The following is a 23,366-nucleotide window of genomic DNA, read 5'->3' on the forward strand; positions in this document are numbered from 1 at the left end:
ACGCCCGCGGAACAGCCTCGCGGGGAGGTTCGGGAACATGGCCAGCACCACGCCGGGGTCGTCCGCCCTCATCGGGCCGCCCAGAGCAGGCCGCGCTCGGTGAGCGTGCGGACCACCGGGTCGGTCAGGTCGGCGAGCCGGTGACCGATCGCCGAGAAGAAGACCTTCCCGGCGCCCCATCGGCGCGTCCACACGACTGGCATGTCGAGGGGTTCGCCCCCGTGGCCGCCGTGCCCCCCTTGCCCGCCGTGCCCCCCTTGCCCACCATTCTGGGGCGCGATGCGGGTCTCGGCCAGCACGGTGCTCAGGCCGTCGGTGAGCATCCAGTACTGCTCGGTCGTCACGTCGAAGTCCGGCAGCCCGCACACGATCGGATGCGCGGCGTGCTCGGGCTTGATGGTGACCCGGTAGTCGAGGAAGTCCGGGGGATGGTGGAGGAACAGGCCCCCGACCATCCGCAGGTAGTCGCGGCTGTCGCCGAACGTGGCGACCATCCCGCCATGCCATCCGGCGAAGCCGGTGCCCGCGTGGACGGCCGAAACCAGGCCGTCCTCCTGCTCCTTGGTGAGGGTGCCCATCGACCAGCACTGGACGATCAGATCGGTCGAGGCCAGGAGGTCGGCGTCCCGGTAGACGTCGAGGTCCTCGCTGACCGTCACGGAGAACCCGGCCGAGGTCAGGGACGGCCGGAACAGCTCGGTCGTCTCGACCGGAGCGTGGCCCTCCCAGCCGCCCCGGACGATGAGCGCGCGTCGTCCCCCACCGTTCCCACTCGCGGGTCCGCCCGTGCTCGGCTCCGCACCGATGCCCGCGTTCGCGGGTCCGCCTGGACTCGTGGCCGCGCTCATGCGCGGGCCGCCGGGTCGGCCGTCCATTCGGGGAGGGTGAGGGGCGTCCGCTGCACGCCGATCCACTGGCGCCGGGTGAAGCCGCCCATCTGGTTCTCCGCCCCGTGCCGGGCGAACGCGTCGTTGATGTGCACCTCGCCCGCCTGGAGTTGTTCGGCGACCCGCATGCCCCGGATCAGGTCGGCACTGAACACCGAGTTCATCAGCATCGGATAGCCGTTGGTCAGCGCGATGGCCTCCTCCTCGGTGTCCACGACGGTGATCGGGATGACCGGGCCGAAGATCTCCTCGGTGAAGGCCGGCATGTCCGGGGTGACGTCGCCCAGCACCGTCGGGCGGTAGAACAGGCCGTCGTACGTGCCGCCGGTGAGGACCTTCGCGCCCATGGCGACGGAGGGCTCGACGATCTTCTTGTGCACCCTGTCACGCTGGGTGGTGCTGATCAGCGGGCCGAGGTCGGCCTCGCCCGTCATCGGGTCGCCGACGCGCAGGGCCTCGACCCGCCGGACCACCGCGTCGATGTACCGGCCGGCCACCTCCCGCATGACGATGTGGCGGCTGGAGCTGATGCAGGCCTGCCCCTGGAACTCCAGAGAGGCGAGCAGCGCACAGGAGGCCGCCAGGTCGATGTCGGCGTCGTCCAGGACGAGGAACGCGTTGTCGCCGCCGAGCTCCAGACGGATCGGCCGCAGGTCGGCGGCGGCTGAGGCGGCGATGGCCAGGCCCACCTCGCGCGAGCCGGTGAAGTCGACCAGGTCGAAGCCGCGGTGTTCGGCGAGCGCCCACCCCGCGCTCTGGCCTTCACCAGTGACGACGTTGAACACGCCGGCCGGCAGGCCCACGTGGTCGGCGGCCTCGGCGAACACCTGGCCGCCGCTGATGGGGGTGAGCTCGGCCGGCTTGAGCACGATCGTGTTGCCGAACGCCAGCCCCGGCGCGACCGCCCGCATGGCGAGGTTCATGGGGTAGTTCCACGGGGTGATGACGCCGAGCACGCCCAGCGGTACGGCCCGCGACAGCGAGAGCTTCCCGGCCTTGTACGGCGGAAGGATGTCACCGGCGTTCTCGGTCGCCTGCACGGCCGAGATGTGGAGCTGCCGGATGGTCGTGGTCACCTCGTCCTCGGCCTTGGCCCGCACACCTCCCGTCTCCCGCATGCTGAGGGTGACGAGCTCCTCGTAACGGTCCCGCAGGTGGTCGGCCATTCCGCGCAGATAGGCGGCCCGCGCGGGGGCGGACAGCGCGGCCCATCCGGGCTGGGCGGCCCGCGCCGCGGCCACCGCCTGGTCGACGTCCCGGACGTCTCCCAGGGCGTAGGAGCCGATACGCGCTCCGGTGGCCTTCTCCTCCACGATGCCGACCTCGCCGGACGCCGACGGGCGCCACGTCCCGTCGATGTACAGACGGCCGTCGGCCGGGTGAGACGTCATGCGAACTCCGGGGATGCTCAGGTGGCAGGGGGGACCACAGTCACTTCGTCTATGACTTAAGCTAAGTCCCACGTTGCCTTCGGTCAATCGGAGTCAGGCCAACGGAAAACCGCCGTTCGCCAGGACGCGCACAACCGGAAGCGTCGCCGCGCCCATCGCGACCGCCTCGGGTCCGAGCTCGCCGACCCGGATCCGCACCTGCCCCTGCAGATAGCCCAGCGCGTGCCGCGTCACAGTGGCCCGTACGGCAGGCAGGATCGCCGGTCCCAGCGTCGCCCCCGCCCACCCGGACAGGACCACGATGTCGGGGTTGAGCAGATTGATCAGGTTGGCGATCCCGATTCCCAGGTACTTCGCGGTTCTGTCGAGGATCTCGGCCTCGGGACCGGGGCCCGTGGCGCGGGCCACCAGCTCGGCGAGGCGCGATTCGGTGTCCGCGGTCTCGAACGGCCTGGCGCCCGGAAGGCCCAGGTAGTCGTCGAGGATCGCCTTCGCGCCGACGTACGCCTCCAGGCACCCGCGTGAGCCGCACCTGCACGGCCGGCCGTCCACGTTGATGACCGTGTGGCCCCATTCGCTGGTCAGGCTGGTGGCGTCCCGCAAGGGATCGGCCGCCGTCGTGACCGCGGCCCCCACTCCCACGCCGAGCAGCGCGACGACCGCCCGCGCGGCGCCCCGTCCGGCGCCCCGCCACATCTCGGCCTTCCCGAGCGTGCGGGCGCAGTTGTCGACGTAGAGCGGTACGGAGATGTCACGCCGGAGCATGTCGGCCAGGGGAGTGGCCTGCCAGCCCAGGGTCGGCGCGTACACCAGCTCGCCGCCGCCGGCCGTCACCGCGCCCGGCACGCCGACACCCACCCCGAGCAGGTCGGTGGGGTCCAGCCCGACTTTGGAGACGACCTCGCCGACCCCCGCGACCACGAGCCGTGCGACGGACTCCGGCTCCAGGCCGGCACCCGCGACCGGATAGGTCTCGGTCGTGATCGTGCCCAGCGTGTAGTCGAAGAGGCCGATCTGGATGTGGGTCTCCCCGATGTCCACCCCGGCGACATGTCCGAAGTCGCCGCGGACGCGGATCAGGGTGCGCGGGCGGCCGCCGTCGGAGCCGACGAGCCCGGCCTCCGCGACCACGCCGTCGTTGATCAGGTCGGAAACCACATTGCTGACCGTGGCCGAGCTCAGCCCGGACTCCCTGATCAGATCCTGCCGGCTGACGGGCCCGTGGAGGTAGAGATGCGACAGGAGGGCCGAGCGGTTATGGCGACGCAGGTCGCGTGTCGTCTGCTGTACCGCACGGTTCACAATGTGAATTCTGCCAGAGCGTAAAGCTTGTCAGAGATCCTCCGCCGATCCTCCCCTCGCTGTCGTACGGGGATGTCCGTGGCGGGCTTCAGCCGCAGACCGGATGGTGTGTTGGGGTCCAACCGTTCCTAGGTCGTGTCTGACAAATCAAGCCCTGCCGCGCGCGGCGCAGCTGGCGCCTCGCTGCGATGTGATGCGTGGAGATGATCGCCGGCGTGCCGCCGGGGCCCAGCGCGTCCGCGGACTTGTTGACGCGCGCGTCCGGATCGATCCCGCTCTCCCTGAACTCGCCCGTCGAATATGGCCGCATAACGGGATCTATACGGCACCTATACAGCCTCTGGCCAGTCTGAGTCACACTGCCCGTCCGTATGCGGAGGAAACTCGGTGTTGACGAAGAAACTCGGCCGGCTTACGGCGATGCCGCCCTTAATCGTCCTGGCGCTGGTGTCGACCACTCTTTCACCCCTCTCAGCGAGGGCGATGCCCGTACCGAAGAAGATCCAGGCCGCGAAGGCGGCCTGTCCCGATGAGATGCCCACCGAGGCCTCCGCCAGGCTGGCCGCGGCGGTCTGCGGCAAGCGGTTGAAGGTGACGTCGCTCACCTCGGAAACCGACGAGTTCTACATAAACCCCAATGGCACCGTGACGCAGGAGCACCGGTTCCGCCCGGTGCGCGTGAAGCAGGGCGACCAGTGGATCGCCGCCGACGCCACGCTCACCGCGAACCCCGACGGGTCGGTCACGCCGAAGGCGGCCTCCGTGTCCTACCGCTTCTCCGGCGGTGGTGACGGCCCGCTGGTGACCGCGTCGGAGAAGGGCACCGAGCTCACCCTCGGCTCGCCGCTGGGCGCCCTCCCCAAGCCGGTGCTGAACGGCGCGACCGCCACCTATCCCGAGGTGCTGCCGGGCGTCGACCTGGTGCTGACCGCCGATGTGGACGGCTTCGCCGAGAAGCTCGTGGTCAAGACCCGTGAGGCGGCCGCCGATCCGAAGCTGAAGGCGCTGTCGTTCGGTACGTCCCTGAAGAAGGGCAAGATCAAGGCCGACAAGTACGGCAACGTCACGGTCGTGAACGCCAAGGACGACCCGGTGTTCGCCACCTCGTCGGCGGAGATGTGGGACGCCGCCGCCGAAGCCGCCATGAAGCACAACCCGGCCGTCTCGACCGGCGCCTCGATCGCCGCCGCCCAGCCGGGCAAGCGCGGCAAGATGGACGTCAAGCTCGCCGACGGCGCCATAAAGATCACTCCGGACGCCGGGCTACTGGCCGACCCGGCCACGGTCTTCCCCGTGACGATCGACCCGAGCTTCACGGCCACGAAGTCGGGCTGGACGTATGTCGACTCCGCCTACCCGACCAGCACCTACTACAACTCCACAAACGACGCCACGTCCGGAACCAGCAACTCCGGCGGCTTGAAGCGGCGCTCGTTCTTCAACATGGGCCTCTCGGGGATGGCCGGCAAGCACATCATCTCCGGGACGTTCAACATCAGGGAGACGTGGGCCTGGTCCTGCTCGGCGCGGAACGTCGAGTTGCACCGGACCGCCGCGGTGAGCTCGTCCACCAACTGGAACAACCAGCCGGCCTCCAACCTGAGCATCGGCGCGAAGAACGTCGCCTACGGCTGGTCGTCGAGCGGATCGGGCGGGCCTTCGAGCTGCCCCGCCGCCTGGGTGGGCTGGGACGTGACCAGCGCCCTGCAGAGCACCGTGAACGCGGGTGGCACGTCCATCACGCTCATGGTCAAGGCCGGCAGCGAGACGGACAACTACTACTGGAAGCGGTTCGAGAACAACCCGAACATTTCCATCAACTACAACACGCTCCCGGCGACGCCGTCGAGCCTGGCGATCGCGCCGTGCACGACCTGCACCAGCCCAGCTCTGGTGGGTACGGCCCAGCCGACGCTGTCCGCCAAGGTCAGCGACGCCGACGGGCAGGCGCAGCGCGCCGACTTCGAGGTGTGGACGCCTGACCACGTGACCAAGGTCACCGGCGGGTCCGTCTCCAGCATCGCCTCCGGTGCCACCGGCTCCTGGAAGGTCGGTACGGCTCTCGCCAACAACACCTACCACTGGCGGGTCCGCTCCTTCGACGGCACGGACTACGGCGCGTGGTCGGGCTGGTTCACGTTCACCGTGGACGCGGCGCCTCCGGCCGCTCCGGGCGTGTCCTCCACCGACTACCCGGAGGGTCAGTGGGCGAAGGGTTCCGGCCAGGCCGGCAAGTTCACCATCACCCCGTCGGGCACCGACGTCGCCAGTGTGCTCTGGTCGTTCGACGGCGCCGCCCAGCAGTCGGCCGCCAACACCGGCACGCCGTACATCGTCACCTGGACCCCCACGAGCGACGGGCCGCACACGCTGAAGGCGTGGGTCAAGGACAAGGCGGGCAACACCTCCGCCGCCACGACGTACACCTTCAACGCCGGCACCTCGGCGGTCACCTCTCCGACGGACGGGCAGACGACCGCCCGCCGTACCGTGCTGACCGCGAAGGGCAGCGCGGGGCTGACGGCGGTCACCTTCTCCTACCGGCGCGGCGAGGCGGACACCTGGCACCAGGTCCCGGCCGCCGACGTCCGGAAGAAGGCCGACGGCTCGGCGGTCACCTGGCCCGTCGCGATGGCGAACGGCGTCTCCCCTGAGCTCGTCTGGGACACCACCCACACGCTGACCACGGACGGCGTGATCCAGATCCAGGCCGAGTTCACCACCTCCTCCGGCACGGCGGCGTCCCAGTCCGTCGACCTGATCGTCGACCGCGACGCGGAGGGCGCCACCACGCAGCCCGTCGGACCGGGCTCGGTCAACACGCTGACCGGCGACTTCAAGATGGCGGCCACCGACGCCAACGTGTTCGGCGTGGGGCTCATGCGCTCCTTCTCCTCGCGGAACCCGCGGAAGGGCTCCTCGCTGCCGGGGGTCGCGGCCATCTTCGGCACCGAGTGGACCCCGACCGGGCTCGCCCAGGCGGGGCAGGGCACCTTCGCCCAGCTCACCCCCACCTCGGCCACCTCGGTCGAGATCAGCGGCGAAGGCTCCACCGTCGCCTTCACCAAGAACGCCGACGGCTCCTTCACACCGCAGCCGGACGCCGCGAACCTCAAGCTGACCTACGACTCGGCGACCGACCGCTACACCCTGTCCGACGTCAACTCGGCGGACCGGACGGTCTTCGGCAAGGTCGACCCCGCGGTCGCGACCTACCTGGTCCGCGCGGTCTACCCGGCCACCGGCAAGGCCAGCACGATCTTCGTCTGGGAGTCGGTGACCGGGTCCGACGGCAAGCCGCTCGCCCGGCCGGTGAAGATCATCGCGCCGTCGTGGGCGGTCGCCCAGCAGTCCGACTGTGATGTGAACACCCTCGGCGCCCTCCCGCAGGGTTGCCGGTTGATCAAGTTCGAGTACGCCGCCACCACGACCGCCGGCGCGCAGCTCGGCGACGTGGCCGGCCAGGTCAAGCGGATCGACCTCTGGGAGGGTGGCGCGAGCGCGCCACAGGGCCTCGCCGAGTACCGCTACGACGACCTGGGCCGCCTCCGCGATCAGTGGAACCCCAACACCCCTGACGTCAAGACCCACTACGACTACGACCTCGGGGGCCGGGTCAACCGTTACTCCCCGCCCGGCGAGCTGCCGTGGACCTTCACGTACGGCAAGGCCGGCAACCCGGACACCGCGGCCGACGGGATGCTGCTCAGCGCCTCCCGGCCGACGCTCCGCCCCGGCACGCTGAGCGAGACGAACGGCACGGCCACCGTCTCGGTCGTCTACGACGTCCCGGTCAGCGGGAGCGGTGCGCCGTACGCCATGGCCTCGGCGAACACGGTGACGTGGGGCCAGAACGATCCGCCCGTCGACGCCACGGCGATCTTCCCGGCCGACCAGGTGCCCGCGAACAACACCGGGCGCGGCGGCCTGGCGGCGTCCGACTACGGTCGTGCGACGATCACCTACCTGAACGCGTCGGCGCAGGTGGTCGACCGCGCGGAGCCGGGCGGCGGCGTGTCCGTCAGCCAGTACGACGCGTTCGGCAACACCGTCCTGTCGCTGTCGGCCGGCAACCGGGCGCTCGCGCTGGGACAGGGGCCGAACGCGGCGAACGACCTGACCCAGCTCAACCTGATCAACACCGCGTCGGCGGACCGGGCCCGGCTGCTGTCCGAGGAGACGATCTACACCTCCGACGGGCAGCGGGTGCAGTCCGAGCTCGGGCCCCTGCACCTCGTCAAGGCGAACGGCGCGCAGGTGCCCGCGAGGAAGCACACCGTCAACACCTACGACGAGGGCAGGCCGGCCGACGCCAAGGTGGCGAACCTGGTCACCACCGTCGCCGTGGGCGCCTGGGTGTCCGGCCAGACGGCCGACGCCGACGTCAGGATCAGCAAGACGTACTACGACTGGGCGACCGGCAAGGCGACCAAGACCGTCGACGACCCCGGCGGCCTGACCATCACCAAGACGACCGCCTACGACACCGAAGGCCGGGTGATCAGCACCACCATGCCGAAGTCGTCGGGTGACGACGCCGGCACGACGACCAGCGAGTACTACACCGCCGACGGCACCGGAACCTGCGGCGCCAAGGCGCAGTGGGCCGGGCTGCTCTGCCGTACCAAGGCGAAGACGACCGTCTCCGACGGCGGCTCCAACCCCGCCGAGCTGGTCACCAAGGTCTACACGTACGAGCCGGGCGGCCGCGTCAGCGACGTGACCGAGACGGCGAACGGAGTCACCAGGACCACCTCCATGACGTACGACGTCGCGGGCCAGATCGTGAAGACCACGGTCACGGGCGGCGTGGGCGCGGCGGTGCCCGAGGTGAGCGCGACCTACGACGCGGCGGGACGCACGCTGAAGACCATCGCGTCGAACGGAACCTCGATCACCCGTGAGTACGACGTCCTGGGCCGCCAGGTGTCCTACACGGACGCCGACGGCGGGGTGACCCGGGTGGAGTACGACGCGCTCGACCGGGTGATCAAGAAGACGGACGGCGCGCCCTCCACGGTGACATACGTCTACGACACCTCGGCCGACCCCAGGGGCGTGCTCACCTCGATGACCGACTCGGTCGCGGGCGCGTTCACCGCCACCTACAACGTGGACGGGGCCGTCGTCCGGGAGACCCTCCCGGGAGGCGTGTCCTACAGCGTCCTCCGGGACCCGTCGGGTGAGCCCACCTGGCGCGGTTACCAGACCGCGGGCGGCGTGAAGCTGGTCGACGACTCGGTGACCTGGTCGATCCACGGCCAGCAGGTCGCGCACAACGGGCTCTCCGGTCAGCTGATCGACTACGACAAGGCCGGCAGGATCGGCTCGGTGGACGACACCGTGAACGGGACCTGTGCGCGGCGCAAGTACGGATATGACGCCAACTCCAACCGGACGTCGCTGACCAGGAGCGCCTGCGACGGCTCGGGCGCGGTCACCGAGAACCACGTCTACGACGGCGGGGACCGGCTGGCCGACTCCGGGTACGTCTACGACGCCTACGGCCGTACGACCGCCACGCCGGCGGGGCTGACGGTGGACTATTACAACACCGACCTGGTCAAGTCGATGACCTCTGGCCCCGTGCGGCAGTCCTACACCCTCGACCCGCAGTTGCGGCGCAACACCACCACGGTGGAGCAGCAGACCGGCGGGACCTGGATCGGCGCCGGCACGCGGACCGAGCACTTCGACGCCGACGACGACACCCCGGCGTGGATCGTCGAGAACGCCGCGACGGGCGCCGTCACCAGGAACGTCCACTCGATCTCGGGCGGCCTCGCGGCGGTCACCTCGGCCACCGGAGATGTCCGGCTGCAGCTCACCAACCTGCACGACGACATCAACGTGGTCTACAGCCTGTCCGACGGGGTTCCGCTGGCGCTGGACTTCGACGAGTTCGGCAACCCGCGCCCGGGTCAGCCCTCCACGCGGTACGGCTGGCACGGCGCGGCCGAGCGGGTCTCCGACACCCCCGACGGCACCATGCTCATGGGCGTCCGGCTCTACCAGCCCAAGCTGGGGCGGTTCCTCCAGACCGACCCGGTGGACGGCGGCAGCGCCAACGCCTACGACTACGGCAACCAGGCGCCCACGTCGAACGCCGACCTGGACGGCAAGAAGTGGTACTGGTGCACCAACTTCTGGCACTTCGCGTTCAACCACTGCGGCATCAACTACGCCTGGTACCACGGCAGCTGGCGCTACGTGTGGTGGGTCATGACGCCGGCCGGCTGGTGGGTGCGTGGCGTGTTCTACGACTACTGCACGCACGCTCCCGACAAACCGCTCGGGTTCGACTTCCGGGCGGCGTGCATGATGCACGACTACGGATACGCCCTGCGCGGCATGGGAGTCATCTCCAGCAGGAAGACGGTGGACGACGTCTTCTACTACGTCCTCTACTACGGCGTCTGCTCGCACTACTTCTGGAAGGGGACCTGCAGAGGCATCGCCTACAAGTACTACCTGGCGGTTCGGGCCTTCGGGGGGTGACCCAACGCTGAACCACTGAGGCGCGATCACTAACATCCAACCCGCACCGGCGGGGGCCGTCACAACGGCTCCCGCCGGTGTGTCCTTGTGACAGGAGCCGACTCATGGGTTGACGGAAGTAAATACCATCGTGCACATTGAAGCGGCTTTGATCTTCCTTGAGCACGATCGTTCGTCCGGGGAGCGCGATGGAGTTCGCCATCTTAGGACCGCTTCACGTCACAGCCGGTGCTCTAACTCTGCCGCTCGGTGGCGGCAAGCAGCGCGCCCTGCTGGCCGAACTGCTCTGCCACGCCGGTCGCGCGATCCCGCCGTCCGCGCTCATCGAGGCGCTGTGGGGTGACGCCCCGCCGCGCACCGCCTCCGACAACCTCCGGCTGTACGTGCACCAGCTCCGCAGGGCGCTCGGCCACGACCGGATCGTCCGCACCGACATGGGTTACGTGCTCGAAGTCCACCCCGGCGAGCTGGACGCCGACCGGTTCGAGGCCCTGGCGGAGCAGGGCACGATCGCCCTCGCCGCCGGAGACCACGAGCGGGCCACCACGCTGCTCCGGGAGTCGCTGGAGCACTGGCGCGGCCCTGCCTACGCGGGTCTCAATCTCACCGCCGACCTCCGCGACCACGCGTTCCGGCTCGAGGAACGGCGGCTGACCACGCTGGAGAACCGCGTCGAGGCCGACCTGGCGCGCGGGACGCACGCCGCGCTGGTGGCCGAGCTCAGCGGGCTCGTGGCCGAGCACCCGTTGCGGGAGCGGCTTCGCGCGCAACTGATGCTGGCCCTGGCCAGGTCCGGAAGGCAGGCCGAGGCGCTCGCCGTCTACGGGGACGCCCGCCGTCTGTTCGCCGCCGAGCTCGGCCTGGACCCCGGCCCCGAGCTTCGCCACCTTCACCAGGCCATCCTCACGGGCGAGACTCCCGCCGAGCCGTCCGCGGTGTCGTCCGCGGTGTCGTCCGCGGTGTCGTCCCGCGACCCCTCTCCGGCCCAGCTCCCGACCGACATCTCCGACTTCACCGGCAGAGCCGACCAGATCGCCCAGTTGACGGATCTCCTCGGCGGACAGCCCGACCCGGGACGGGGACCTGTCCGGGTGTGCGTCATCGCGGGGATGGGCGGGGTCGGCAAGTCCACGCTGGCCGTCCACGCCGCCCACCGGATCGCCGGAGACTACCCCGACGGCCAGCTCCACGTGAACTTGCACGGCGCGGAGGCGTCTCCCGCCGATCCCGCCCAGGTGCTCGCCGCCTTCCTCACCGCGCTCGGACTGCCGGGCCCCGCCGTACCGGAGACCACGGAGGAGCGGGCCGCGCTCTACCGCAGCCACCTGGCCGACCGCCGGATGCTCATCGTGCTGGACAACGCCGCCTCGGAGCAGCAGGTCCGCCCGCTGCTCCCGGGCACGTCCGGCTGCGCCGTCCTCATCACCAGCCGGGTACGGCTCACCGGGCTGTCCGGGGCGACCCTGATCGACCTGTCGGTGCTGGAGACGGAGCACGCGGTCCGGCTGCTCGCCAGGATCGCCGGGGCCGACCGGGTGGCCGCGGAGCCGGAGGCGGCCGCGGAGATCGTCCGGCTGTCCGACCGCATCCCGCTCGCCGTCCGGGTGGCGGGGGCCCGCCTGGCCGCGCGGCCCCACTGGTCGCTGAACCACCTCGCCGGGCAGCTCACCGACGAGCGGCGACGGCTCGATCACCTGGTCATCGGCGATCTCGCGGTCCGGGCGAGCCTCGCGCTCAGCTACGTGGGGCTCGACCTCGTCACCCGGAAGGCGTTCCGGCTGCTCGGCTCGCTGAACGCGCCGGACTTCGGCGACTACGTCGCCGCGGCGCTGCTCGACCTGCCCATATCGGCGGGCGAAGAGCTCGTCGAGGCGCTGGTGGACGCACAGCTGGTGCTGATCAGCGGGATGGACCCGGCCGGGCGGCCGCGATATCGCTTCCACGACCTCGTCCGCCTGTACGCCCGCGAGCGCAGCGGGCTCGAGGACGACCCCGAAACCGTGACCACGGCCCTGAGCAGGGCGTTCGGAGCCTGGCTCGCTCTGGCGGAGCAGGCGACCGAAAGGGTGCCGGGGAGCTCCTGCGCCATTATCCACGGCACCGCCCCGCGCTGGACCCCTCCCGACGCCCAGCACGGCTCGCGCTTGCCCGGCGCCCTCCAGGGCTTGGGGGACTGCCTCGTTGAGCAGGACCCGATGGCGTGGTTCGACACGGAGCGGGCGGCCCTGGTCGCGTCGATCCGGCAGGCCTGCACACTCGGCCTGGAGGAGGCCGCATGGGATCTGGCCTGCTGCGTCGAGCGCTACTTCGATGTGCGCGGGCTGTTCGACGAGTGGCGCGGCACCCACGAGGTCGTCCTGGAGGCGTGCCGTACGGCGGGCAACAGGCTGGGCGAGGCGATGATCATGCGCGGGCTCGTGCACGCCACCACGTGGATGGAGGGCGGCGACGAGGCCATGGCCGCGCAGTACGACGGGGCGGAGCGGTTGATCGCCATGTTCGGCGAGCTGGGGGAGGACCGCGGGCTCGCCGACGCCTACGTGCTGCGGGCCTGGGGAGAGGGAGCCCGGGGCGACACCGAGCAGGGCCTGAAGTCGGGGGAGATCGCGTTACGCCTCGCAGAGGGAAGCGGCCACCTGGCCGGGCAGGCGCGGGCGCACGTGTGCATGGCGGTCGCGTACGGCCTGCGGCGGATCAGGCAGGGCATCGTCCACCTGCTGCGCGGTCTCGAGCTCGCCGAGAAGCTGGGCAACCCCCGGTTCGAGGCCACGACGCTCCAGTTCCTCGGTCTCGCGCACGCCCAGACCGGGGAGTTCGAGGCGGGTCTGGAATACCTGGTCCGGGCGCTCGCCATCTACAGGGAGCTCCGCGACCCGCTTCTGGAGGCGATGGGGCTCGTGGCGCTGGCCAAGCTCTACGCCGTGCACAACGACCCGCGGGCCAGGGCGGCGGCGGAGGCGGCCGAAGCCCTGAGCCGCTCCCATCGCCTGGCCCACCACCGGGCCGACGCGCTCTGGGTGCTCGGCCGCGTCGACCTGGCCGAGGGCAGGACCGCCGAGGCGGTGGCCCACCTCGAGGAATCGGTGCGGCTCTGGCGCACGCGCGGCTGGCAGGAGTTCCTCGCGGGCACGCTGGACAGCCTCGCCGACGCCTACGCCGCCGCCGGAGACATCGAGGGAGCGGACCGGGCCCGCCGCGAATCGGACGACCTCGTCGGGACGGCCCCGTGACGCCGGTCGATGTACTTACCTCTGTTTAGGTATATCCACACTTCTCGGGCAGGACGCCAACGGGCGAGGATCGGAGGGGTAAGCAGCATTCCATCGGGTCCAGGGAGCACGCTCACATGCCGCGACCGCAGCTCGGCACCGTCACCGTGTGGACGATCGCACTGATCGTCGCAGGGTCCATCGCTGTGGCGATCTGTCTCATCACCTCGCCGCCGGTCGCACCCGACGCGCCCCGCGACTTCTTCGACTCGCCCTACCTCTTCCCCGCCTTCGTGTGCCTGGGGATCCTGGCCGGCCTGGCCGGGTGGCTGGTCCCCCGGGCCGGGTTCCTCTGGGGCCTGCTCGCCGCCGCGCCCTTCTACGTCGTCTTCGCCGTGGGGGTCATCAGGGAGGTCGGGGAAGACGGCCAGGGACTGTGGCCCGTCGGCCTCATGTTCCTGGTCGGCCTCACCGTCATCCCGGTCCTCGCCGCACTGGTCACGTCCCTCATCGCCTCGCGGGCCTCATAGGGATCTCGACCAGGTTCAGCCGGATATTTGGCTCTATCGCCTAAAGTCAGGCGAATGGCTCCGACGACTTCCCAGCCGGCCGCGCCAACCACGCCGACCACTTTCGCCGGGCAGTCCCGGCAGTCCCGGCTGGCCTGGCTGGACGCTCTGCGGGGGCCCGCCGCGCTGGCCGTCGCGCTCCATCACTCCGCCTGGACCTTCATCCCGGGCTTCTGGGCGGAGGTCGACCGCAGGATCGACGTCGGCACCTGGGGCGTCTTCGTGTTCTTCCTGGTCAGCGGCTATATCATCCCCGCGTCCCTGGAACGGCGCGGCGACCTGCGCGCCTTCTGGATCGGCCGGGCCTTCCGCCTCCTTCCCCTGCTGCTCACCGCGATGGCCCTGGCGCTCCTCCTCGCGTGCGGCGGAGCGTTCGTGTTGCACCCTGACCTCGGCGTGCGCCCCCTGCCTCTTGTCGTCCTCGGCAACGTGACGATGCTGCAGGAACTGCTCGGCGTCCCCGCCGTCATCAACGTGATGTGGACGCTCTCCTACGAGTTGGCGTTCTACCTGCTGACGGCCGGGCTGTTCACCGTACGGCAGGCGCATCGGCCGGCCAGGACCGCGATCGTCCTGGCGCTGCCGGCCGCGCCTCTCGGGCTGCTGATGCCGGGCGCGACCATCAACGGCCGCGCCGACGTGGTGGCCGCCCTCCTCGGCGTCGCGGTGGTCGCCGTCATCGTCGTGTCGGCACGGTCGCGCGGCAGGGCGCGTACGGCCGCCGCGGTGGCCGGCGGGCTCCTCGGCCTGGCGCTGGTGATCCTGGGCAGCCGGGTCGGCGCCTGGCAGGGCCTGATCATCTTGGCCATGATGTTCGCCGGCACGGCCGTCTACCGCGCCGAGCAGGGGACGATCCGGTGGCGTACCGCCATCGCGGCCGTGCTCACGGTCCTGGCCTGCGGGGTCCTCGCCAAGGACGACCCCGGCTGGGCGCCGGCGATCCTGCTGGCCGCCGGCTTCTTCGCGGCCGCGTTCGCGCTGCGGCACCGGCACTTCCCCCGTTGGCTCGCCCACCTCGGGGTGATCAGCTTCTCTCTCTACCTGCTGCACCCGCTCCTGCTCCGGCTGAGCCCCAACCTGCCGGTGTTCTTTCTCATCCTGGTGCCGCTCGGCTACCTGACCCATCGCCTGATCGAGGCCCCGGCGCAGCGCCTCGGCCGGCGGCTGGCGCGAAGGACCCGTGGGTCACAGGTGGACATCCAGCGCCACCAGCCCGTTGGCGGTGGCGATGACCAGGGTTCCCGGCTCGCCCTCCGCCATGGAACGGACGTCGATGTCCAGGTCGATCTCCAGAAGGGCGGGCCCGGCCAGGCCGTCCAATGACCAGATCCTGACCCATCCGGCCCTCGGAATAGTGTTCTGATCCGGCTGGCGTGGCATTCGGACAAGTTGGAGAAACCATGCTCGACCACGACGTTCGTACGGCGACCCCGCAGGACTACGACGCCATCGCCGCCGTGGTCGATGAATGGTGGGGCCGGCCCGTTCTGCCCTTACTGCCACGGCTCTTCCTCGATCACTTTCACCGGACGAGCTTCGTGGCGGAGGCGGAAGGCGAGCTGACGGGGTTCCTCATCGGGCTGCTGTCCCCTTCTCTCGCGGACGAGGCGTACATCCACTTCGTCGGAGTCTCACCGGCGATGCGGGCGAACGGCCTCGCGCGTCACCTGTACGAACGGTTCTTCGATCTGGCTCGCGAGCACCGTCGTCATGTGGTGAAGGCGATCACCTCGCCGGTCAACGAGACGTCCATCGCCTTCCACGGCGGCATGGGCTTCACCGTGAGCCCGCCGATTCCGGACTACAACGGCCCCGGCCGGGACCTCGTCACCTTCGAGCGGACCATCTGACCGGGCCCCGCCTCCAAGCCCCGGACCGCCCTTGGGCCGTGGACACCGAGGCCTGAGTCATTCCCCCGTGACGTCGTGGTCCGCCACGACGGTCGCGTCCCAGTCGATGTGGTGACGGTGGACGGCCGCGAACATCTGCTCGGGGGCCGGCATGGCGGGCTGGGCGCCGGCCTGGCCCGCTTTGGCCTTGTTCTTGGCGGCGGCGTCGCCGCCGATCATCTCCACCCGAGGGCGGCGCAGGTGTTCGTACGCGGTGAAGGCGGCGGCGACGGGCAGGTCGCGGAGGCAGCGGGCCAGTTCGACGGCGCTTTCGACGGCCAGGGAGGCGCCCTGTCCGGAGCTGGAGGAGGGGGCATGGGCCGAGTCGCCGACCAGGACCATGCGACCGCGGTGCCAGCGCGACACTGAGGGCATGCGCTCCATCGGGCCGACGACCATCAGGTCCCGTGGCTCCGTGTGGCCCAGCAGGGCCTCGCCGGGGACGTGGCCGGCGTACAGCTCGCGCAGCCGGGCCAGCCAGTCGGCGGCGGGGACGCGACCGGCCTCCGCGGAGGTGAGCGGCTCGGTTCGGGGAAGACCGGCGAACCAGCAGACGCGGTCGTCCGGCAGCCGCCAGTAGCCGATGAAGGTGCGGCCGAAGGCGAAGTACATGCTGCCCGGCTCGGCCTCCACCCCGCTCCCGCCGCTGTAGCCGCCGAAGCTGAGGACCCCGCCGTACTCGGGGCCCGGCGCGCCGGGGTCGATGAGAGTGCGGACGGTGGAGCGGATGCCGTCGGCGCCGATCAGCACGTCGGCCGTCGCGGTGGTGCCGTCGGAGAAGGTGGCGGTGACGCCGGTGGGGGTCTCCTCCGCGGTGACGAGCCGCTTGCCGTACTCGATGGGCACGCCGCAGGCGACCGCATGGTCGGACAGCGCCCGGAAGAGATCCGCGCGGGCCATCGCCAGAGTGGCGGGCAGTCCGGGGAAGCCGCCGAACTCGGCGAGCCGGTTTCCGCCGCCGTCGGCCATCACCACGCCCGGCACCGGCTGCCCGATGGCCTCCACGGCCTTGGCCGCTCCGATGATCTCCAAGGCGGCCAGCCCGTTCGGCGCCACGCTCAGCATCGAGCCGACGCCCTCGGCGGCGGCCGCATGCGCCTCGTAGATGGTCGACTGGATGCCCGCCTTGGCCAGTGCCAGGGCCGTCACGGGTCCGGCGATGCCGCCTCCGATGACGAGTGCGGTCCTCACCCTGCTCATGCTCGCTCCTCAGCTCATGCGATGTTCGGATTCCAATGGTTTCAATGAAACTAGTTCTTTGTCAACTAGTGCAACTGAGGCTAGTATTCTGAGCATGGGCACCGCAGTACGCAGTTCCCCGGCGATCCCGCTATGGATCCGATAACCAACTTGCCAAGTAGGTATTGACGGGAATGTTCCTCTGTGGTGTGGTGAAACCTCACGAACGCCAGAAAGGGCGCAACCATGCCTGTGGAGTTCCGCGGCCTCATCCTCGGCGGCCGCGCAGGTCGCCGCGTGATCCCGCTTGTCAGGCAGGCGGTCGCCGAGCGTGACCGCCAGAAGGCCCGTGTGTCCGCCGAGCTTGCTCCGGTTGGATCGTGACGCTCCAAGCCGGGCGGCCCGATCATGATCGAGGTGGAGCCGTGAGCGCGCGGCATCCGTTGGACAATCCCGCCTACGAGTCGTTGTCGGGGGCGCACGCGCATCTGGCCGAGCGGCGTGGCGCCGTGCTGCGCTATCAGCCTGACGTCGCCCCGTTCCTCGCGCTGCCCAGTGAATCGTCCCCCGACGACTGGGACGATGTCGCCGCCCTGGCGGGACCCGACGCGGTGGTGCCCCTGGCCGGCCTGGCCGGCGCCCTCCCCGCCGGATGGCAGGTGGAGCTGAGCATGCCGGGCGTCCAGATGACCGGCGCCGATGTCGCCGGCGTACACGACGACGAGGCCGTCCTTCTGGGGCCCGAGGACGTCCCGGAGATGCTGGACCTCGTCGCGCGGACCCAGCCCGGCCCCTTCCTGCCACGGACCATCGCGCTCGGCGCCTACCTCGGCATCCGCCGGGGTGGCGCGCTGGTCGCGATGGCCGGTGAGCGGCTGCGCCCGCGGGGCTGGACGGAGATCAGCGCCGTCTGCACCGACGACGCCTTCCGAGGTCAGGGGCTCGCGACCCGGCTGGTGCTGGCGGTGGCGGCGGGCATCCGGGAGCGGGGGGAGACGCCGTTCCTCCATGCTCGCGCCGACAACACCACGGCGATCCGGCTCTACGAGACACTCGGCTTCCGGTTGCGCCAGACCACGACCTTCCTCGCCGTACGGGTACCCACTTACCTGGCCGGCTGACCCGGCGCACGATGATCCATGGCTGAGCTGTCAGGTCGCCCGGGTTGACAACCCCTAATACCTACCTAAATAGTATAGATATGCCCAGAACGCTCGAGTTGCCTGATCAAGACACGCTCTCCAGACTGCCGGGCCTGTCCCGGCGGTTGTTCCTCGGGGGGACGGGCGCGGCGGCACTGACCGCGCTGCTCGCCGCCTGCGGAGCCGACACCACCCCCGCGACTTCGACGCCGTCCGCGGCGAGGGCCGCCGTCTCCGCCGCTCCCAAGCGCGGCGGCGTCCTGCGGGTGGGCACCCCGCCGCCGCCCACCAAGGTGGATCCGGTCAGCATGTACGACGGCAGCGCCATCGCGATCGTGCAACTCGTCGCCGACTACCTGATCTGGCTCGACAAGGACTTCAAACTCGTCCCCCGCCTCGCGGAGAAGTGGGAGTCGCGGGACGGTGGTAAGCGCTGGGTCTTCACCCTGCGCCAGGGCGTCAAGTTCTCCGACGGCACGCCGCTCGACGCCGACGCCGTCAAGGCCACGTTCGATCGGCTGCTCGACCCCAAGAGCAAGTCCGCGGCGCTGTCGGCGTTCGACAGCGTCCTCGCCCGGGGCGGCGTCAACGTCTCCGGGCCGTCGACAGTCGTTTTCACCCTGGAGCGGCCCTTCTCGGACTTCCCCTACCTGGTCTCCGCAGGCAACTACAACGCGGTGATCCTGAAGAAGGACCACGCGGGCGACTTCACCAAGAACCCCATCGGCACCGGGCCGTTCCTGCTCCGGTCCTACGACCTGTCCCGTGGGGCGTCGCTGGTTCGTAACCCGTCGCACTGGCGGGAGGGGCGCCCGTACCTGGACGGGATCGAGGTGAAGTTCTACGCCGACGACCAGGCAGACCTGCTGGCGCTCCAGAGCGGCGAGATCGACGCGCAGATCCTCAGCAGGGCCCAGCTCGTCGGGCCGCTGAAGGGCGCGGGCGACATCGTGGTGGACCAGGTGCCGGCCACCGCCCTCACCGCCTTCACGTTCCGCGTGGACCAGCCGCCCTTCGATCGCAAGGAGGTCAGGCAGGCCGTCGCGTACGCACTGGACCGCCCCGGCCTCAACGCCACCCTCTACGAGGGGATCGGCGCGCTCGGCAACGACCACCTGTTCGCTGCCCTGTTCCCGGCCGCGCCGGCCGACATCCCGCAGCGTGGTAAGGACCCCGCGAAGGTGGCCGAACTGCTCGGCGGCCAGAAGCTCACCTTTCCGCTGACGTTCGACCCGCCGACCAAGGACTACGCGCTGGCCCTGCAGGCCCAGCTGAAGGCGGTCGGCATCGAGGTCACCCTCGACCAGCGCACCTCCGCCGACTTCTACGGCGGCGACCAGGAGAAGGACACGCCCTGGCTGTTCAGCACGGCCAATCTGGTCGGCTGGGCCGGACGGGCGGTGCCGAGCCAGTTCATCATCCCGATGGTCAAGTCCGGCGGGGTGTGGAACGGCTCCAAGTACGCCAATGCCGCGCTCGACGCCGCCGCGGACGCGTACGACGCGGCCACCACCGACACCGAGCGCAAGGCCCAGGCCGAGATCATCGCCAAGGCGCTGAACGAGGACGTCCCCGTCGTCATCTCCGTGTGGGGCGGCGCGGTCCGCGCACACAACGGCGCGAAGTTCGCCGGGGTCGCCGCCCATCCGTCGAACTACGTGGACTTCAGCGAGGTTCACGCGCTGTGAGAAGGTTCCTGCTGCGGCGGCTCGCCACGATACCGCTGACATTGTTCGCGGTGTCGCTGCTGGTCTACGCGGCCACCGAGCTGGTGCCCGGCGACGTGGCGCGGACCATCCTTGGGCGGGAGGCGAGCCCGGCGTCGGTCGCGGCGCTGCGCGCGCAGCTCGGGCTCGACCGGCCGGTCGTCCAGCGCTACCTGGACTGGCTGTCGGGTTTCCTCACCGGCCGCTGGGGCGACTCGTACACGCTGGGCGCGCCGGTGCGCGGGCTGGTGCTCGACCGGCTCGGGGCCTCGCTGCTGCTCGCCGGCCTGGCGTTCGCGCTGCTCGTGCCGGTCGCGCTCACGCTCGGGCTGATCGCCGGGGTCAGCCACGACCGTCCGGCCGACCGGGTGATCAGCGTCACGGGTCTGACGCTCGGGGCGGTGCCCGAGTTCGTCACCGGGGTGGTGCTGCTGGTCGTCTTCGCCGTGCGGCTGCACTGGCTCCCCGCGTCCGCGCAGGCACCGGAGGGCGCCTCGCCGGTGACCAGGCTCGGTCACCTCGTCCTGCCCGCGCTGTCGCTGGTGCTGCTGTGCATGGGCTACGTCGCCCGGCACGTCAGGGCCAGCACCGTCGCCTCGGTCGAGAGCCCGTACGCGCGGGCGGCCGCGCTGCGGGGGGCCACCCGCGCCCAGGTGGTGCGCCGGCACGTGCTGCGCAACTCCACGGTCCCCGCCACCAGCGCGCTCGGCGTGCAGCTTCAGTTCCTGCTCGGGGGGCTCGTCTCGGTGGAGTTGCTGTTCAACTACCCGGGCGTCGGGGCGCTGCTGCTCCAGTCCGCGGTCGACAAGGACCTGCCCACACTGCAGGCGGTGGCGATGGTGCTCGGTGTCCTCTACATGCTGATCGTGCTCGCGGCCGACCTCACGTACCGGCTGCTCGACCCGCGCGTCAGGCTCGGAGAGGCGGTCGCGTGACTGCGATCCCGCTGCCTCTCCCCAGACGGCGCTTCGGCGTCGCGCTCGCTGTGGGAGCCGCGCTGGTCGCGGCCTGGACGGTCGTGGCGCTGCTGTGGCCGTCGCTCGCGCCCTTCGATCCCGGGGCGCAGGACCCGCTTCGGCGCTTCGCCGCGCCGGGGGCCGGGCATCTGCTCGGCACCGACCAGTTCGGCCGTGACACCTTCTCCCGCATGCTGGCGGGCGCCCGCCCCGTCCTGCAGGTCGCGCCGCTCGCCACCGTGCTCGGCGTGCTGCTGGGCACGGCCATCGGCCTGGTCGCGGGCACGCTTGGCGGTCTGGTAGACGAGATCGTGATGCGACTGCTGGACGCGGTCGCGGTCTTTCCCGCGATCATCGCGGCCGTGCTCTTCGTGGCGCTCGCCGGACGGTCGGTGACCGTTATGGTGCTGGTCATCGCGGGCGCGTTCACCCCGATCGTGGCCCGCAGCGTACGCGCCGCGACGCTGGTCGAGCGTGAGAAGCCGTACGTGGAAGCGGCCAGGCTGCGGGGCGAGCGGCCCTGGGCGCTCATGGGACGAGAGATCCTGCCGAACGTCGGGACGACCGTGCTGGTCGAGGCCACCTCGCGCTTCGGCGACGCGATCTTCGCCGCCGCCACCCTGTCATTCCTCGGTCTCGGCCAGCCGCCCGGCTCGCCCGACTGGGGCGCCTCGGTGTCGGACAACAGGGTCTGGCTCCAGATCGCCCCTTGGACCGTGCTCGCGCCCGCGCTGGCCATCGCGTCCCTCGTCGTCGGCATCGCCCTGGTCGCCGACGCGCTGCGTGCCCGATGGGAGGCGTCATGAGCGACGGACTGCGCGTGGAGGGGCTCACGGTCGCCTATCGGGGCGTCGAAGCCGTCAGCGACGTCTCGTTCTCCGTCGCGCCCGGCACGACGTACGGGCTGGTGGGGGAGTCGGGATGCGGTAAGACGACGCTCGGGCGCGCGCTCGGTGGCGGCCCGCCGCCCGGTGGGGCGGTCACGGGGGGCCGGGTGTACGTGGACGGCGTCGACGTGTTCGGCCTGTCCCCGGCCGAGCTGCGCCGCTGGCGCGGGTCCGCGCTCGCGGTGGTCCACCAGGAGGCGGGCAGCTCGCTCGACCCGACCATGCGGGTCGGCCCGCAACTCGCCGAGATCCTGCGGGCACACGGGCGCAGCCGCGCCGATGCCCGGCGCGAGACGCTCGGCCTGCTGGAGAAGGTCCGGCTGCCCGACCCCGCGGCCATTGCCAGGCGCTACCCGCACCAGCTGTCCGGCGGCCAGCAGCAGCGGGTCGTCATCGCGGCCGCGCTCGCGGGCCGCCCCCGCCTGCTCGTGCTGGACGAGCCGACGACCGGGCTCGACGCGACGGTCGAGCGGGAGATCCTCGACCTCATCTCGGCGCTGCGCGCGGACATCGGCGCGGCCGTCCTGCTGATCAGCCACGATCTGGCCCTGGTCGGGCGGCTGTGCGACGAAGTCGGCGTGCTGTACGCGGGTCGCGTCGTGGAGCAGGGCCCGGCCGCGTCCGTGCTGTCGGCGCCCAAGCATCCGTACACGGCGGCGCTGCTCGGCAGCGTCCCCAGGATCGGGGTGTCCCGGCGGTCGCGCCCGCTGGCCGCGATTCCCGGCCGCCCGCCCGCCCCGGGGGAGCAGGCGCGGGGCTGCGCCTTCGCGCCGAGGTGCGCCGCCGCCGACGAGCAGTGCCGCACGGTCCTGCCGGTGCTCGACCAGGTCCGCTGCCACCATCCGGGCGCGTCGGCCGTCCCGGCTGAGGTGGCGGGACCGCAGGACGTGCCCGCGCCCGGCGCGCCGCTGCTCGAAGTGCGTGGCCTGACCATCGCGTACGGCAGGACGACCGTTCTGCACGGCGTCGACCTCACTGTGCGAAAGGGGGAGATCGTGGGCCTGGTCGGCGAGTCGGGCAGCGGCAAGACGACGCTCGCCCGCGCGGTCGCGGGCCTCGGGCCGCACGGCACGGGGACGATCACGCTCGGGGGGACGGAACTCGCCGTCGGCGTGGGCCGCAGGGACCAGGCGACCAGGCGGCGCGTCCAGATGGTCTTCCAGAACGTCGACGGGTCGCTGAACCCGAGCCATACCGTGCGCACGATCCTGGCCCGCGCGCTGCCAGAGCGCACCCTCAAAAAGCCGGGAAAGCCGGGAAAGCCGGGAAAGCCGGGAAAGCCGGGCACAGGGCAGGGCGACCCCGAGCGGCTGGCCGAGCGGTCCGGCCTCGACCCACACCTGCTCGGCTCCCGGCCCGACCGCCTGTCGGGCGGCCAGAAGCAGCGGGTCGCGATCGCGCGCGCCTTCGCGGGCGAGCCCGACCTGGTGATCTGTGACGAACCGGTGTCCGCGCTGGACGTCAGCGTGCAGGCGGGGGTGCTGCGGCTGCTCGCCGACCGGCAGCGTGCGACCGGCGTGTCCTACCTCTTCATCTCCCACGACCTGGCGGTGGTCGGCTACCTGGCCGACCGGATCGCCGTCATGCGCGACGGCCGGATCGTCGAGGAGGGACCCGCGGAGCAGGTCCTGCTCGCGCCCCGGCATCCGTATACGGCTTCCCTCGTCGCCGCCGCCAGGAACGACCCGCCGCGCGAGCGGGAGAAGGAGGACGCCACCGCCTGACCGGCCGTTCGCACGCACCTCACCCCC

Annotated in this window: 14 protein-coding genes; 10 read left to right on the forward strand and 4 right to left on the reverse strand. The window is 71.0% G+C overall.

Features of this window, described 5'->3' with window-relative positions; translation table 11 throughout:
- Positions 1 to 68: 68 nt before the first annotated feature.
- The 3 genes from N5079_RS29920 to N5079_RS29930 form a co-directional block, all read right to left on the reverse strand.
- A complete protein-coding gene (locus N5079_RS29920) occupies positions 69 to 875 on the reverse strand; it encodes a ThuA domain-containing protein (RefSeq protein ID WP_261587509.1) in 807 nt (268 codons plus the stop codon).
- Positions 845 to 2,278 carry an aldehyde dehydrogenase family protein gene (locus N5079_RS29925; RefSeq protein WP_261587510.1) on the reverse strand — a complete coding sequence of 478 codons (1,434 nt, stop codon included), beginning with the start codon at positions 2,276 to 2,278 and terminating at the stop codon, positions 845 to 847. The genes N5079_RS29920 and N5079_RS29925 overlap by 31 nt, the downstream gene beginning before the upstream one ends.
- 93 nt (positions 2,279 to 2,371) lie before the next feature.
- Positions 2,372 to 3,580: an ROK family transcriptional regulator gene (locus N5079_RS29930; RefSeq protein ID WP_261587511.1), complete on the reverse strand. Its 1,209-nt coding sequence runs from the start codon at positions 3,578 to 3,580 to the stop codon at positions 2,372 to 2,374.
- Between the two features lie 483 nt (positions 3,581 to 4,063).
- On the opposite strand from N5079_RS29930, the gene N5079_RS29935 reads away from it, so the two are divergent.
- From N5079_RS29935 to N5079_RS29955, 5 genes are all read left to right on the forward strand, one after another.
- Positions 4,064 to 10,078, forward strand: a complete 6,015-nt coding sequence (locus N5079_RS29935) for a phospholipase A2 (protein WP_261587512.1) — start codon at positions 4,064 to 4,066, stop codon at positions 10,076 to 10,078.
- A gap of 188 nt (positions 10,079 to 10,266) precedes the next feature.
- The gene (locus tag N5079_RS29940; RefSeq protein ID WP_261587513.1) at positions 10,267 to 13,308 is read left to right on the forward strand and encodes an AfsR/SARP family transcriptional regulator; all 3,042 of its coding nucleotides are present in this window, start codon (positions 10,267 to 10,269) and stop codon (positions 13,306 to 13,308) included.
- Between the two features lie 116 nt (positions 13,309 to 13,424).
- A complete protein-coding gene (locus N5079_RS29945) occupies positions 13,425 to 13,817 on the forward strand; it encodes a hypothetical protein (protein WP_261587514.1) in 393 nt (130 codons plus the stop codon).
- 54 nt (positions 13,818 to 13,871) lie between these two features.
- Complete coding sequence (locus tag N5079_RS29950) at positions 13,872 to 15,179, forward strand: acyltransferase family protein (protein ID WP_261587515.1); 1,308 nt, start codon at positions 13,872 to 13,874, stop codon at positions 15,177 to 15,179.
- 77 nt (positions 15,180 to 15,256) lie between these two features.
- The gene (locus tag N5079_RS29955; protein ID WP_261587516.1) at positions 15,257 to 15,706 is read left to right on the forward strand and encodes a GNAT family N-acetyltransferase; all 450 of its coding nucleotides are present in this window, start codon (positions 15,257 to 15,259) and stop codon (positions 15,704 to 15,706) included.
- 57 nt (positions 15,707 to 15,763) lie between these two features.
- Here N5079_RS29955 and N5079_RS29960 read toward each other — a convergent pair whose 3' ends face one another.
- On the reverse strand, positions 15,764 to 16,945 hold the full coding sequence (locus N5079_RS29960) for an FAD-dependent monooxygenase (RefSeq protein ID WP_261587517.1): 1,182 nt from the start codon (positions 16,943 to 16,945) through the stop codon (positions 15,764 to 15,766).
- A gap of 404 nt (positions 16,946 to 17,349) precedes the next feature.
- Here N5079_RS29960 and N5079_RS29965 point away from each other — a divergent pair, with 404 nt between their 5' ends.
- The 5 genes from N5079_RS29965 (at position 17,350) to N5079_RS29985 (ending at position 23,339) form a co-directional block, all read left to right on the forward strand.
- Entirely contained in the window at positions 17,350 to 18,045 is a 696-nt protein-coding gene (locus N5079_RS29965) for a GNAT family N-acetyltransferase (RefSeq protein WP_261587518.1), read from the forward strand.
- 80 nt (positions 18,046 to 18,125) lie between these two features.
- Positions 18,126 to 19,754, forward strand: coding sequence for an ABC transporter substrate-binding protein (locus N5079_RS29970; protein WP_261587519.1), 1,629 nt, complete (start codon positions 18,126 to 18,128; stop codon positions 19,752 to 19,754).
- Positions 19,751 to 20,707: an ABC transporter permease gene (locus N5079_RS29975; protein WP_261587520.1), complete on the forward strand. Its 957-nt coding sequence runs from the start codon at positions 19,751 to 19,753 to the stop codon at positions 20,705 to 20,707. The genes N5079_RS29970 and N5079_RS29975 overlap by 4 nt, the downstream gene beginning before the upstream one ends.
- A complete protein-coding gene (locus N5079_RS29980) occupies positions 20,704 to 21,534 on the forward strand; it encodes an ABC transporter permease (protein ID WP_261587521.1) in 831 nt (276 codons plus the stop codon). The genes N5079_RS29975 and N5079_RS29980 overlap by 4 nt, the downstream gene beginning before the upstream one ends.
- The gene (locus N5079_RS29985) at positions 21,531 to 23,339 is read left to right on the forward strand and encodes a dipeptide ABC transporter ATP-binding protein (RefSeq protein ID WP_261587522.1); all 1,809 of its coding nucleotides are present in this window, start codon (positions 21,531 to 21,533) and stop codon (positions 23,337 to 23,339) included. Before N5079_RS29980 ends, N5079_RS29985 begins: the two co-directional genes overlap by 4 nt.
- The last annotated feature ends 27 nt before the right edge of the window (positions 23,340 to 23,366 follow it).

The sequence above is a fragment of the Planotetraspora sp. A-T 1434 genome, from assembly GCF_025420585.1.
Lineage (GTDB): Bacteria > Actinomycetota > Actinomycetes > Streptosporangiales > Streptosporangiaceae > JAOEGB01.

Coding starts and splice junctions, on each gene's coding strand:
- N5079_RS29945 (WP_261587514.1), top strand. CDS start 13,425: ATGCCGCGACCGCAGCTCGGCACCGTCACCGTGTGGACGATCGCACTG.
- N5079_RS29925 (WP_261587510.1), bottom strand. CDS start 2,278: ATGACGTCTCACCCGGCCGACGGCCGTCTGTACATCGACGGGACGTGG.
- N5079_RS29960 (WP_261587517.1), bottom strand. CDS start 16,945: ATGAGCAGGGTGAGGACCGCACTCGTCATCGGAGGCGGCATCGCCGGA.
- N5079_RS29955 (WP_261587516.1), top strand. CDS start 15,257: ATGCTCGACCACGACGTTCGTACGGCGACCCCGCAGGACTACGACGCC.
- N5079_RS29950 (WP_261587515.1), top strand. CDS start 13,872: ATGGCTCCGACGACTTCCCAGCCGGCCGCGCCAACCACGCCGACCACT.
- N5079_RS29940 (WP_261587513.1), top strand. CDS start 10,267: ATGGAGTTCGCCATCTTAGGACCGCTTCACGTCACAGCCGGTGCTCTA.
- N5079_RS29985 (WP_261587522.1), top strand. CDS start 21,531: ATGAGCGACGGACTGCGCGTGGAGGGGCTCACGGTCGCCTATCGGGGC.
- N5079_RS29970 (WP_261587519.1), top strand. CDS start 18,126: ATGCCCAGAACGCTCGAGTTGCCTGATCAAGACACGCTCTCCAGACTG.
- N5079_RS29935 (WP_261587512.1), top strand. CDS start 4,064: ATGCCCGTACCGAAGAAGATCCAGGCCGCGAAGGCGGCCTGTCCCGAT.
- N5079_RS29920 (WP_261587509.1), bottom strand. CDS start 875: ATGGACGGCCGACCCGGCGGCCCGCGCATGAGCGCGGCCACGAGTCCA.